The 13,056-nt window shown below is 65.4% G+C and carries 8 protein-coding genes and 3 pseudogenes; 3 read left to right on the forward strand and 8 right to left on the reverse strand.

Annotated elements, in window-relative coordinates; genetic code table 11:
• Positions 1 to 67 precede the first annotated feature (67 nt).
• The 7 genes and pseudogenes from O8I58_RS04490 to O8I58_RS04520 form a co-directional block, all read right to left on the reverse strand.
• Positions 68 to 913 (reverse strand): ABC transporter permease subunit, encoded by an 846-nt coding sequence (locus O8I58_RS04490; RefSeq protein WP_298321040.1) that lies wholly within the window; start codon positions 911 to 913, stop codon positions 68 to 70.
• Positions 910 to 1,861 (reverse strand): annotated as a pseudogene (locus O8I58_RS04495) (ABC transporter permease subunit). The gene O8I58_RS04490 and the pseudogene O8I58_RS04495 overlap by 4 nt, the downstream one beginning before the upstream one ends.
• Positions 1,858 to 3,006, reverse strand: a complete 1,149-nt coding sequence (potA, locus tag O8I58_RS04500; protein WP_298321041.1) for an ABC transporter ATP-binding protein — start codon at positions 3,004 to 3,006, stop codon at positions 1,858 to 1,860. Before potA ends, O8I58_RS04495 begins: the two are co-directional and overlap by 4 nt.
• Before the next feature lie 152 nt (positions 3,007 to 3,158).
• Positions 3,159 to 4,292, reverse strand: a pseudogene (locus O8I58_RS04505) (polyamine ABC transporter substrate-binding protein); the annotation flags it as partial.
• Positions 4,293 to 4,390: 98 nt separating this feature from the next.
• Complete coding sequence (locus tag O8I58_RS04510; protein WP_298321042.1) at positions 4,391 to 5,755, reverse strand: aspartate aminotransferase family protein; 1,365 nt, start codon at positions 5,753 to 5,755, stop codon at positions 4,391 to 4,393.
• Between the two features lie 311 nt (positions 5,756 to 6,066).
• Positions 6,067 to 7,452, reverse strand: coding sequence for a glutamine synthetase family protein (locus O8I58_RS04515; protein WP_298321044.1), 1,386 nt, complete (start codon positions 7,450 to 7,452; stop codon positions 6,067 to 6,069).
• Positions 7,449 to 8,213: a gamma-glutamyl-gamma-aminobutyrate hydrolase family protein gene (locus O8I58_RS04520; protein WP_298321046.1), complete on the reverse strand. Its 765-nt coding sequence runs from the start codon at positions 8,211 to 8,213 to the stop codon at positions 7,449 to 7,451. The genes O8I58_RS04515 and O8I58_RS04520 overlap by 4 nt, the downstream gene beginning before the upstream one ends.
• A gap of 189 nt (positions 8,214 to 8,402) precedes the next feature.
• On the opposite strand from O8I58_RS04520, the pseudogene O8I58_RS04525 reads away from it, so the two are divergent.
• The 3 genes and pseudogenes from O8I58_RS04525 (at position 8,403) to O8I58_RS04535 (ending at position 11,661) form a co-directional block, all read left to right on the forward strand.
• Positions 8,403 to 9,789 (forward strand): annotated as a pseudogene (locus tag O8I58_RS04525) (glutamine synthetase family protein).
• Positions 9,779 to 11,071 carry an NAD(P)/FAD-dependent oxidoreductase gene (locus O8I58_RS04530; protein ID WP_298321048.1) on the forward strand — a complete coding sequence of 431 codons (1,293 nt, stop codon included), beginning with the start codon at positions 9,779 to 9,781 and terminating at the stop codon, positions 11,069 to 11,071. The pseudogene O8I58_RS04525 and the gene O8I58_RS04530 overlap by 11 nt, the downstream one beginning before the upstream one ends.
• Positions 11,072 to 11,199: 128 nt before the next feature.
• Positions 11,200 to 11,661, forward strand: a complete 462-nt coding sequence (locus O8I58_RS04535) for a bacteriohemerythrin (RefSeq protein ID WP_298321050.1) — start codon at positions 11,200 to 11,202, stop codon at positions 11,659 to 11,661.
• Positions 11,662 to 11,692: 31 nt separating this feature from the next.
• On the opposite strand, the gene O8I58_RS04540 is transcribed toward O8I58_RS04535, so the two are convergent.
• On the reverse strand, positions 11,693 to 12,976 hold the full coding sequence (locus O8I58_RS04540; RefSeq protein WP_298321052.1) for an MFS transporter: 1,284 nt from the start codon (positions 12,974 to 12,976) through the stop codon (positions 11,693 to 11,695).
• Positions 12,977 to 13,056: the final 80 nt, after the last annotated feature.

Consider the following 13,056-nt stretch of genomic DNA (forward strand, 5'->3'; position numbering starts at 1 on the left):
GCCACCGGAGGTCAGATCACGATGGCCACATCAGTTTCATAAGTGAAACCCGAGGTCCCACTTCCTGTCAACCGTTGTCCTGCAACGCAAGCTGCATGTCCAGCTTGCGGCGCTTCTCGCTGCGGTACATCAGCCACCAGCCGATGAAGGCACAGACCGACACGATCACGATCATCAGCGTCGCCAGCGCGTTGATCTTGGGGCTCAGTCCCAACCGCACCGACGAGAACACCTTCATCGGCAGCGTGGTCGAGCTGGGGCCGGAGACGAAGCTGGCGATCACCACGTCGTCCAGCGACAGGGTGAAGGCCAGCAGCCAGCCCGACACCAGCGCCGGGGTGATGATCGGCAGGGTGATCAGGAAGAACACCTTGATCCGGTTGGCGCCCAGGTCCATCGCCGCCTCTTCCAGCGACTTGTCCAGCTCGGCCATGCGCGAGGACACCACCACGGTGACGAAGGCCAGCGCGAAGGTCGTATGCGCGATCCAGATCGAGATCATGCCCTTGGGCTGGAAATGGAAGATCTCGCCCAGCGAGACGAACATCAGCAGCATCGACAGGCCGATGATCACGTCGGGCATCACCAGTGGCGCGGTGATCAGGCCACCGAACAGCGTCTTGCCCGGGAAGCGGCGCATGCGGGTCATCACCAGCGCCGCCATCGTCCCCAGCACCACCGAGGCAGTCGCCGTCCAAAACGCAATGCGCAGGCTGACCCAGGCCGCATCCAGCATCGAATCATCGCGCAGCAGTTCGCCGTACCACTTGAACGAAAACCCCGCCCAGACCGTGGCCAGGCGCGAACTGTTGAAGCTCCACACCATCAACAGCAGCACCGGCAGATACAGGAAGGCGAAGCCCAGGCCCAGGATGGTCCAGGTGGGCCAGCGTGCGCGGCCGACGACGCTCATGTCAGCCTCCCTTCGATCTCTTTCTGCTGGACGCGGTTGAAGATCACGATCGGGATCATCAGCAAGAGCAACATCGCGATCGCCACCGCCGAGGCCAGCGGCCAGTCGCGGTTGGCGAAGAACTCGTTCCACAGCACCCGGCCGATCATCAGCGTGTCCGGCCCACCCAGCAACTCGGGAATCACGAACTCGCCCACCGCCGGGATCATCACCAGCATGCAGCCGGCGACGATGCCGGCTCCGCGACAACGGCAGGGTGATCTTGACGAACGCCTTCCACGGCCGCGCGCCCAGATCGTAGGCCGCTTCCAGCAGGCGCCCGTCATGCTTGACCAGGTTGGTGTAGAGCGGCAGCACCATGAACGGCAGATAGCAGTAGACGATGCCGATATAGGTTGCCAGCGGCGTGTACAGGATCTGCCGGCCCTCGATCCAGCCCATCGACTGCAAGGCGTCGATCACGCCGATCTTCTCCAGCAGCTGCCCGACCGGCCCGCTGCTCTTGAGGATGCCGATCCATGCATACACGCGGATCAGGAACGAGGTCCACGACGGCAGCACCACCAGCATCATCGCGATATTGCGGCCGGACGGGGGCAGCTTGGCAATGACGTAGGCCATCGGGTAGCCGACCAGCAGGGTCAGAAAGGTCGCGATGGCCGCGATCTTGAGCGAACTCCAGTACGCGGCGATATAGCCGTTCTGCAGCGCGCCCAGCTGCAGGAAATTGGACAGGTTGAGCTTGAGCGCGACCTCGGCGTTTTCCACTTCCAGGATCGGCGTGTACGGCGGCATCGCGATGGCCAGCCGCGCGAAGGAGATCTTCAGCACGATCAGGAACGGGATGGCGAAGAACACCAGCATCCACAGGTAGGGAATGCCGATCACGCCCCAGCGCGGGCCGGGCGTGATCCTGCGCAGCAGTTCGTAGACGGTGGGCGCGCTCATTGGGTCAGCACCACGCCTTCGTTGTCACCCCAACAGACCCAGACCTCGTCGCCCCAGGTCATGCCCTCGCTGGCCCAGCGCGCCTGGTTGGCGAAGTTGGCCATGATCATGAAGCCGCTGGGCAGGCGCACGTGGAACACCGAATGACTGCCGAAATACGCGATGTCCTCGATCCGGCCGTGCGCCTTGTTGTTCGGCTGATCCGGTTCTTCCTTGCTGATCTGCACCTTCTCGGGCCGCACGCCGAAGCCGACATCCTGCCCTTCGTAGCCGGAGACGCCGTGGCCGACATAGATCGGTCGCTCCAGCGCGGGCGAACGGATGGTGACGTAGTCGGCCATGTCCTCGTCGATCTTCCCGTCGAGCATGTTCACCGAGCCGATGAACTCGGCGGCGAAGCGACTGGTGGGTGATTCGTAGATTTCATCGGGGGTGCCGACCTGGCGGATGCGGCCGGCATCCATCAGCGCGATCCGGTTGGCCATGGTCATGGCCTCTTCCTGGTCATGGGTGACCATCACGCAGGTCACCCCGGTCTTTTCGATGATCGAGACCAGCTCCAGCTGCATCTGGGTGCGCAGCTTCTTGTCCAGCGCGCCCATCGGTTCGTCCAGCAGCAGCAGCTTCGGCCCCTTGGCCAATGAGCGCGCCAGCGCCACGCGTTGTTGCTGGCCACCGGACAGCTGGTGCGGCTTGCGCCTGGCCAGCTTGCCCAGCTGCACCAGCGCGAGCATTTCTTCCACGCGCCTGGCGATATCGGCCTTGGCCATGCCGTCCTGTTTCAGGCCGAAGGCGATGTTCTGTTCGACCGTCATGTGCGGGAACAACGCGTAGGACTGGAACATCATGTTGATCGGCCGCTCGTACGGCGGCAGGCCTTTCAGTTCCTGGCCATCCAGGACGATGCGCCCGGTCGTCGGATGCTCGAACCCGCCCAGACAGCGCAGCAGCGTGGACTTACCACAGCCCGAGCCGCCCAGCAGCGCGAAGATCTCGCCCTTGCGGATCGACAGGTTGGTGTCGTCCACCGCCAGGAAGCCATCGAATTCCTTGCGCACGTTCTCGATGCGCAGATACCCCTCTGCACCCGGCAAGGGTGATGGCCCGTGGCCTGCAACCGCCTGCTGCTGTTCCACTGCTGCCATGTCGATCCCCGTCAGTGCCTGGTGTCGCGCGGCGCGCGTGGCGCCGGCGGTGCGTGCTTGCGTTCACTGGCGCATGCGCGGACGTTGCATCCGCCGCATGGCAAGCGGGGCAGGCCTTGATGGCCCGCCCCGCGGCGTCTTACTTCTTTATTGGTCTTCAGGTCAGTCCACAGCTTGGTGTACTGCTTGTCCACTTCCGGCGGGATGATGGCGAAGGTGAACAACTTGGCGGCCACTTCCGGCGGCGGATAGATCGTCGGGTCGCTGGTGATGTCCTTGCTCATCAGGTCCTTGGCCTTGGGAATGGCATTGGGATAGCTGATGAAGTCGGAGTTGTTGGCCATCACCTGCGGGTCCAGCAGGTAGTTGATGTAGGCGTAGGCGTTGTCGACGTTCTTGGCGTCCTTGGGGATCGACAGCATGTCGAACCACAGCGGCGCGCCTTCCTTCGGGATCGAATAGGCGATGTTGACGCCATTCTTGGCTTCGGTGGCGCGGTCGCGCGCCTGGATCACGTCACCCGACCAGCCCACCACCAGGCAGGTGTCGCCGTTGGCCATCGCGTCGATGTACGAGGACGAATGGAACTGGCCGATGGACGAACGGATGGTCTTGAGCAGCGCAGCGGCTTTCTCGATCACCTTCGGATCGGTGCTGTTGGGATCTTCGCCCAGGTAGTTCAAGGCGATTGGCACGATCTCGCTGGGCGTATCCAGGAAGGTCACGCCGCAGTCCTTCAGCTTGGCCAGGTTTTCCGGCTTGAACACCAGGTCCCAGGTGTTGGTGATGTCGGTGCTGCCGAAGGCGGCCTTGACCTTGTCCACGTTGTAGCCGATGCCAGTGGTGCCCCACATGTACGGCACCGCGTACTGGTTGCCGGGGTCCTGCTTTTCGATCCGTGTCATCATTTCCGGATCGAGGTTGGCGATATTGGGAATCTTGCTCTTGTCCAGCGGCAGGAACACGCCCGCCTGGATCTGGCGGCCCAGGAAATTCAGCGTCGGCACGACCACGTCGTAGCCACTGGAGCCGGCCAGCAGCTTGGCTTCCAGCACTTCGTTGCTGTCGAACACGTCATAGGTGACGCTGATGCCGGTGGCCTTTTCGAAGTTGGCGTTGGTGTCCTCGGCGATGTAGTCCGACCAGTTGTAGACGTTGACCACCTTGGCACCCGTGGCCGGTGCAGCCCCCTCGCCCGCGGCAGGCGCCGCGCCTTCCTTGCCGCCACCGCCGCAAGCCGCCAGCGTGGCGCTCACCACCATCACACCCAGGATTCGCAACTTCATCGTGTCTCTCCACTTGCGCCCCATCGGTGTGGGGCATTGGCAGGAAGTGCGTCCCGCGCTGGTTGCGGGCCGCTCGTTTGATCCCTCCCCAGGGAACGTCAGACTCCAATGGCCTCGGCCGTGTCCTCCAGTGCCGCCCAGGTCTTTTCGTACAACTCGTCGACCTGTTCGCGGGTGATGACCAGCGGTGGTGAGAGCAGCATCGAATCGTAGGTGGCGCGGAGGATCAACCCGTGTCGCAGCGCGTTGTCACGGCAGAGCGCCCCCACTGTACCGCGCTCTTCGAACGTTGTGCGCTGACCCTTGTGCGGGACCAGCTCGAGCGCCCCCATCAACCCGGCGATACGCGCCTGGCCGACCAGGCGGTGCTCACCCAGTTCGGCCCAGCGCTGGGCCAGGTACGGCGCGATGTGGGTCCTGGCGGTTTCCACCACCTGTTCTTCCTGCAGGATGCGGATGTTCTCCAGCGCCACGGCCGCGCAAACCGGATGGCCGGAGTACGTGGCGCCATGGGCCAGCTCGCCGCCCTGGGTCTTGAGTACGCCGGCGACGCGGTCGTTGAACATAGCCGCGCCCAGCGGGATGTAGCCGGAGGTGATGCCCTTGGCAATCGTCATGACATCGGGCGTGAAGCCGAAATATTCCGAGCCGAACCATTCACCGGTGCGACCGAACCCGCAGATCACCTCGTCGGCCACCAGCAGTACGTCGTACTTGCGGCAGATGCGTTCGATCTCAGGCCAATAGGTGCGCGGCGGGATGTACACGCCAATCGCTCCCATGACCGGCTCACCGATGAAGGCAGCCACGCGCTCGGGCCCGAGTTCCAGGATCCTGTCTTCCAGCCGGCGCGCAGCGACCAGGCCGTATTCGTCTTCGGACAGATCACCGCCGTCGTAGAACCAGAACGGCGGCTCGATGTGGGCGATGTCCGGGATCGGCAGGCCACCCTGCTTGTGCATGCCTTTCATGCCGCCCAGGCTGGCGCCGGCCATGGTGGTGCCGTGGTAGCCATTGTGGCGACCGATGAAGATGTTCTTCTGCGGCTGGTCCTGCACCGCCCAGAAGTGTCGGACCAGGCGCAGGATGGTGTCGTTGGCTTCCGATCCGGAATTGACGAAGAACGCGTGGTTCAGGTCACCCGGCGTCAGCTCGGCCAGCTTGGCCGCCAAGCGGATGGTCGGCTCGGTCGTGCACTGGAAGAAACTGTTGTAGTACGCCAGCTGCGTCATCTGCTTCGACGCGGCCTCGCCCAGTTCGCTACGCCCATAGCCGATGTTGACGCACCACAGCCCGGCGAAGGCATCGAGCAGCTTGTGGCCTTCGGCATCCCAGACGTAGCAGCCCTCGCCCCTGGTCAGGATGCGGGTGCCCTTCTGCGCCAGCGCGGCGTTGTCGTTGAACGGATGCAGGTGGTGGGCTGCATCGAGGTCCTGGAGGATGCGGGTTTGTTGGGTGTCCATCTCGACCTCTTGGAATGTGTAGGTGTGGCTCTTGCTTTGCCGTTGCCTGTGCTTTGCAGTTGATCCTTGCGCCTTAAAGCAAGCCGAGCACCGCAGGTGAAGCGGGCCGAAGAGGCGCCCTTGTCTGAGCGAAGCGAGTTTGGGCGCCGTGCCCGCTTCGCCGAGGAGCGCAGGGCACCGATGCGCAGCATCGGCCTGCGTCGGCGCCTGCGGTTTTGGCTACTTTTGCCAAGACAAAAGTGGCTCGCGCCGCGAAGCGGTGCGAAAGCCCTGGCCTTGCACTTCCGGGAACAACGACGCGGGCGGACACCTCAGACATTCAACAAAAGAAACTCGCGTTCCCACGAGCTGATCACCCGGAAGAACGTCTCGTATTCCTTGCGCTTGACCGAGATGTAGGCGCGCACGAAGCGCGGACCCAGCAGGTCCTGCAGCGGCTTGCAGCCCTCCAGTTCGTCCAGCGCCTCGCCCAGCGAGCGCGGCAGCTCGAAACCCTTGTCCTGCGCGCTGGTCGCCAGCGGCTTGGTCGGGGCGAGCTTGCCCTGGATGCCCAGCAGGCCGCAGGCCAGGGTCGCGGCCATGGCCAGGTAAGGATTGGCATCGGAACCGGCGAAACGGCTTTCCACGCGCGTGTTGTCCAGCGTGTCCTTGGGTACGCGCAGGCCGCAGGTGCGGTTGTCGTAGCCCCACTGCACGTTGATCGGCGCGACCTGGCCGATCGCCAGGCGCCGGTAGGAATTCACGTTCGGCGCGAAGAACGCCATGGTCAGCGGCGCGTACTTCTGCAGGCCGCCGATGTAGTGCAGGAAGGTCTTGCTCTCCTTGCCTTCCTCCTTGCCAGCGAACACGTTCTTGCCGGTCTTGCGGTCCAGCACGCTCTGGTGGATGTGCATGGCGCTGCCAGGCTCGTTCTCCATCGGCTTGGCCAGGAACGTGGCGTAGATCCCATGGCGCAGCGCGGCCTCGCGCATGGTCCGCTTGAACAGGAACACCTGGTCGGCGCGGCTCAGCGCATCGGCATGGGTGAAGTTGACTTCCAGCTGCGCGGCACCTGATTCGTGGATCAACGTGTCCACGTCCAGTTCCATCGCATCGCAGTAGTCGTACATCAGGTCCAGGATCGGGTCGAATTCGTTGACCGCGTCGATGGAATACGACTGGCGCGCGGTTTCCGGGCGACCCGAACGACCGGCCGGCGGCAGCAGCGGGAAATCCGGGTCGGTGTTCTTCTGCACCAGGAAGAATTCAAGCTCCGGTGCGACCACCGGCTGCAGGCCGGCGTCCTCATAGGCCTTCAGCACGCGGCGCAGCACGTTGCGCGGTGCCAGGTCATGCGGCTCACCGTCCTTGGTCCAGCAATCGTGGATCACCTGCGCGGTCGGGTCGGCGGCCCACGGCACCATGCGCACGGTCGCCGGGTCCGGCCGCAGGAACATGTCCGAATCGGATGGGCTGGTCAGCTCGTAATAATCGTCCGGATAATCGCCGGTGATGGTGGTGGCGAAGATGCCTTCGGGCAGGCGCGTGCCGTAGTCGTGGCTGAACTTGTCGGCCGGGATGATCTTGCCGCGGGCGATGCCGGTGATGTCCGGCACCAGGCATTCGACCTCGGTGATCCGGCGCTCCTTCAGCCAGCGCCGCAGGGAGTTCTCGGGCTGTTCGATCGGGGTGGATTTCTGGGTCAGGCGGCGGCTCATGCGAAGACGGATTCCTGGTGAAGGCGGGCACGGGCGCGGCAGGCATCGCCGAACGCGCGGAAGATGCCGGCGTAGAACGCGTTCTGCGTGACCTTCCACTCGGGGTGCCACTGCACGCCCAGCAGGAAGGTGCCGCCGGCATGACGGAAGGCTTCGATCAGGCCGTCCGGCGCGGTGGCTTCAACGATGAGTTCATCGGCCAGGCGTTTGACGCCCTGCCCGTGCAATGAGTTGACCTGCTGCTGCGTGCCGCCGAACGCAGCCAGCAGGCCGCCGGGCGCCAGGGTCACAGCGTGGGCTGGACCGTATTGCACGTCCAGTGGGGCGTCCTTGTCCTCGCGGTGGTCCATCAAGCCAGGCACCTCGTGCACCTTCTGGTGCAGCGCGCCGCCCAGCGCGACGTTGACCTCCTGGAAGCCGCGGCAGATCGCCAGCACCGGCACGCCCGCCGCCAGGGCCGCGCGCACCAGCGGCAGCGTGGTGCCGTCGCGTGCGGGATCGTGCAGGTTGCCGCACCAGCTGGGTTCGTCGGAATAGTGGTGCGGTTCGATATTGCTGACCGCGCCGGTCAGCAGCAGGCCGTCCACGGTGTCCAGCAACAATGCCGGATCCAGCGCCGGGACCAGCGTCGGCCAGAGCAGCGGCACCCCGCCGGCGCCATCGACCACCGCGCGCACGTACTTCTCGCCGACGGCCAGGAACGGGTGCAACCCGATCTGCTTGCGGTCGGTGGGAACTCCGATCAGCGGCGGCTTGGCCATGCGTGACTCGGCTCGCGGGGGCTTCACCGCAAAGTAGCGTGGCCGTTTTATTTTTACAACACACCGGCCCGTTCCCCGACCATTTACTGGCCCGGATGGCCTTTTTTGGCCCCGGAAATTTTCGCATGTTGAGTATTCTTGACAGCACCGGGCCCTGATAAGCTGGCCCGAACCGCTGCCGAGGCCGCCATGACCGCCTTTTCCGACGCCTCAGACGACGCCCTGCGCGCCCGCGACGCGGCCACCCTGGCCGCCCTGCCCGACCTGGAAGCCATCGACCTGCTGCTGCCGGACATGAACGGCCTGCTGCGTGGCAAGCGCATCACCCGCGACGCGCTGGACAAGATCTACAGCGACGGCGTCTGCCTGCCGATGTCGCTGATCGCCACCGACATCACCGGCAACACAGTCGAGGAAACCGGACTGGGTTACGACATCGGCGACGAGGACCGCATCTGCCGGCCGGTGCCCGGTTCACTGCGCCCGGTGCCGTGGTCGCCGCGGCCGATGGCGCAACTGCTGCTGGCGATGGAAGACGGCGCCGGCGGTGTGTTCGAGGCCAATCCGCGTGAAGTGCTGCGCCGGGTGGTGCAACGCTTCGCCGACAAGGGCCTGACCCCGGTGGTGGCGATCGAGCTGGAGTTCTACCTGTTCGACCGCCTGCCCGGCAGCGATGGCCGTCCGCAGACGGCGGTCAACCCGAACACCGGCGCGCGCAACGATTCCACCCAGGTCTATTACATGGAAGACCTGGACGACAACCGCGGCTTCATCGATGCGGTGTCCACGGCATGCCGCGCGCAGGAGATTCCCGCCGATACCGCCGTGGCCGAGTACGCGCCAGGCCAGTTCGAGATCAACCTCAAGCATCGCGCCGACGCGGTGCGCGCCTGCGACGAGGCGCTGCTGCTCAAGCGCACCATCAAGGCCGTGGCGCAGCAGACAATGCCTGCAGGCCAGCTTCATGGCCAAGCCGCATGTCGAACAGGCCGGCAGCGGCCTGCATGTGCATGTCAGCGTGCTGGACCGCGACGGCAACAACATCTTCGCCGGCACCGAGGCCGCACCGGCCGACACCTTGAAGCATGCCATCGGCGGCCTGCAGCGCAGTGCGCGCGACACCATGCTGCTGTTCGCCCCGCATGCCAACAGCTATCGGCGCTATGTGCTGAACGCGTTCGTGCCGCTGGGCGACACCTGGGGCTTCAACAACCGCACCGTGGCCATGCGCATCCCGCACAGCGATGCGAAGAACACCCGGATCGAACACCGCATCGCCGGTGCCGATGCCAACGTCTACCTGGCCTGCGCCGCCGTGCTGGCCGGCATGCTGCACGGGCTGGAAAACCAGTTCGATCCGGGCCCGCCGATCATCGGCAACGCCTACGAGCAGACCGAAAACCGCAGCCCGTACTGGCGCCAGTCGATCGACGATTTCCTGACCAGCGACTTCATCGCCAGCCAGTTTGGCGAACGCTTCCGCCATATCTACGGCCAGCAGAAGCTCAAGGAACTGCGCAGCTTCGAAACCCAGGTGACCGACCTGGAATACGCCTGGTACCTGCGTGCGGTCTGACGCCGCGAACGCTGCCTACCCACCCAGCTGGTACGCCGCCAGCGCTACGCCCCTGCCCGCGCAGCCGACGCTGGCCGGCCGGATCGACTGCGATGTCTGCATCCTCGGCGCCGGCTATACCGGCCTGGCCACTGCGCTGGAGCTGGCCGAAGCCGGCTATCGCGTGGTGGTGCTGGAAGCCGAACGCATTGGCTGGGGCGCTTCCGGCCGCAACGGCGGCCAGGCCATCGTCGGTTTCGGCTGTGGCGAGGAGAAACTGGAATCGCTGGTCGGCATCGACGATGCGCGACGCATGTTCGACCTGTCACGCGAAGGCCTGGACTGGATGCACGCACGCATCGCCCGCCACGGCATCGACGCGCATTGGCGGCCGGGCCACGCCACCGTCCCACTGAAGGCCCGCCAGCAGCGCGATGTGCAGGCGATGGTCGAGCACTTCAACACGCGCTATGACCATCCGGTGGAATGGTGGGACCGCGAACGCCTGCGCGGCACGCTGGCCAGCGACCGCTATCTGGGCGCGCTCTACGACCCGGTCAGCGGCCACATCCACCCGCTGGCCTACGCGCTGGGCCTTGGCCGCGCCGCCATCGAAGCGGGCGTGCAGGTTTACGAACATTCCGCCGTGACCTCGCTGGTGCGCGGCGCGCGCCCCGTGTTCAAGACCGCGCAGGGCGAAGTGCATTGCGATTTCGCAGTGCTCGCCGGCAACGCGTTGCTGCACGGGATCGCGCCGGAACTGGAATCGCGGATCATGCCGGTCGGCACCTATATCGCCGCGACCGCGCCGCTGGGCGAAGCCGGCGCGCAGGCGTTGATCGGCAACGACATGGCCGTGGCCGACACCGCCTGGGCGCTGGACTACTACCGGCTCAGCCATGACCACCGACTGCTGTTCGGCGGCCGCGCCAGCTATTCAGGACGCGATCCCGGCGACCTGCACGCGATCATGCGCAAGCGCGTGACCGGCGTGTTTCCGCAGTTGCAGGGCGTACCGCTGGAGTATGTCTGGGGCGGCTTCGTCGACATCTCGCTCAACCGCGCGCCGCACTGGGGCCGGCTGCAGCCGAACCTGTATTTCGCCCAGGGCTTCTCCGGCCACGGCGTGGTCGCGACCGGACTTGCAGGCAAGCTCATCGCCGAAGCCATCGCCGGCCAGGCGCAGCGGCTGGACCTGTTCGGGAAGATCCGCCACGCGCCCTTCCCCGGCGGCCAGGCGATGCGCACGCCGCTGCTGGTCGCGGCGATGAGCTGGTACAAGCTGCGCGATGCGCTGTGGTAGCGGCTTCGTGCAGCGCATGCGCTTGCGGTGCAAAGCCGCGACCTTCATTGATTCCGATCAAGGCGGCAACAGCACGGCCTGAATAGAGTGCGCGCCACGCCGGCGGTTCCGGCGCAGGAGCACATCCCATGGGCTTGCTGATCTGGCAGGACGACCTGGACACCGGCATCGACGTGATCGATGCCCAGCACCGACGCATCGTCGAGATGATCAACCAACTGCACGCCGCCCAGCAGCGTGGCTCGCGCGATGGCGTCGGCGAGGTCATCGCCGAACTGGTCGACTACACGTTGTCGCATTTCGCTTTCGAGGAAGAGCTGCTGGAAGAAGCCGGCTACCCCTTCACCGCCGCGCACCGTCGGGTGCACGAGGTCTTCATCAAGCGCGTCTCCGAGTACCGGCTGCGCTTCGACGCTGGCGAAGATATCGCCGATGAGCTCAAGACCCTGCTCTCGCGCTGGCTCTTCAACCATATCCGCAACGACGACAAGGCCTACAGCCAGACCGTGCGGCGCCACCTGGACGCCTTCTCCCGCACCCACCAGCACGGCAGCTGGCTCAACCGGACCCTGTCGCGCCTGTTCGGCTGAGCAGGCGCGACCTCCGGCGGAACGTGTGCGATCAGCGCCTGACGCTGTCGTGGCGACGGATCGCCAGCAGGGCCAGGATCGTGATCACGCCGGCCGCGCTCAGGTAGAAACCGACCGACCGCACGCCATAGGCATCGGCCAACATCTTGGCCACGTACGGCGCCGGCGCCGCACCCAGCACGCTGGCCAGGTTGAACGACAGCGACGAGCCGGTGTAGCGCACTTCGGTCGGGTAGACCTCCGACAGCAGCGTGCCGACCGGGCCGTAGGTCCAGCCCATCACGAACAGGCCGATGCACAGGAAGGCGATCACCAGGGCCGGATGCCCGCTCTGGAACAGGACCGGGAACAGCAGACCGAAGATCACGATGCCGATGCTGGCCACCAGCATCGCGCCGCGCGCGGTGCGGCGGTCGCCGAACTTGGCCGACAGCGGGATGCCCGCAGCAAAGAACAGCATGCCCACCATCTGCATCAACAGGAACTCCTGCTTGCTGTAACCCAATGCACCGGTGCCGTAGCCCAGCGCGAACACGGTCATCAGGTAGAACAGGACGAAGGTCGCCAGCGCGCCCAACGTGCCCAGCACCAGCGGCCCCAGGTGCTGGGAGAACACCGTGCGGAACGGCAGGCGCAGGCGTTCGTTGCGCTCGATGGCTTTCTGGAAGTCCGGGGTCTCGTTGATGCTCAGGCGCACCCACAGGCCAACGATGACCAGCAGCGCCGACGCGATGAACGGCACGCGCCAGCCCCAGGCCAGGAACTGCTCCGGGGTCAGCGCCGCGCCCATGGCCAGGAAGGTCGAGGCCGACAGCAGGAAACCCAGCGGCGCGCCCAGCTGCGGGAACATGCCGTACCAGCCGCGCTTGCCAGGAGGCGCGTTTTCGGTCGCCAGCAGCACCGCGCCGCCCCACTCACCGCCCAGGCCGATGCCCTGGCCGAAGCGGCACAGGGTCAGCAGCAGCGGAGCCAGGATGCCGATGCTGTGGTAGGTCGGCAGCAGGCCGATCACCACCGTCGAGATGCCCATCGTCAGCAGCGCCGCCACCAGCGTGGCCTTGCGGCCGATGCGGTCGCCGAAATGGCCGAACAGCGCCGAACCCACCGGGCGCGCGACGAAGGCCACTGCGAAGGTCGCAAGCGAAGCCAGCTGCGCGGCCACCGGATTGTCCGGCGAGAAGAACAGGTGCGGGAACACCAGCACCGCGGCGGTGGCGTAGATGTAGAAATCGAAGAACTCGATGGTGGTGCCCATCAAGCTGGCCAGCAGGACGCGGGACGGCTTGTTGGCGGGGACGGCGGCGGTGGAGGACATCTTCAGGATTTGTTCCGGTAACGAAGCGGGCGGATTCTGTCACGTTTGCCCTGTTACGGCGGCATTGGTTGCAGCCGTGA

The sequence above is a fragment of the Pseudoxanthomonas sp. genome (assembly GCF_027498035.1).
GTDB lineage: Bacteria > Pseudomonadota > Gammaproteobacteria > Xanthomonadales > Xanthomonadaceae > Pseudoxanthomonas_A.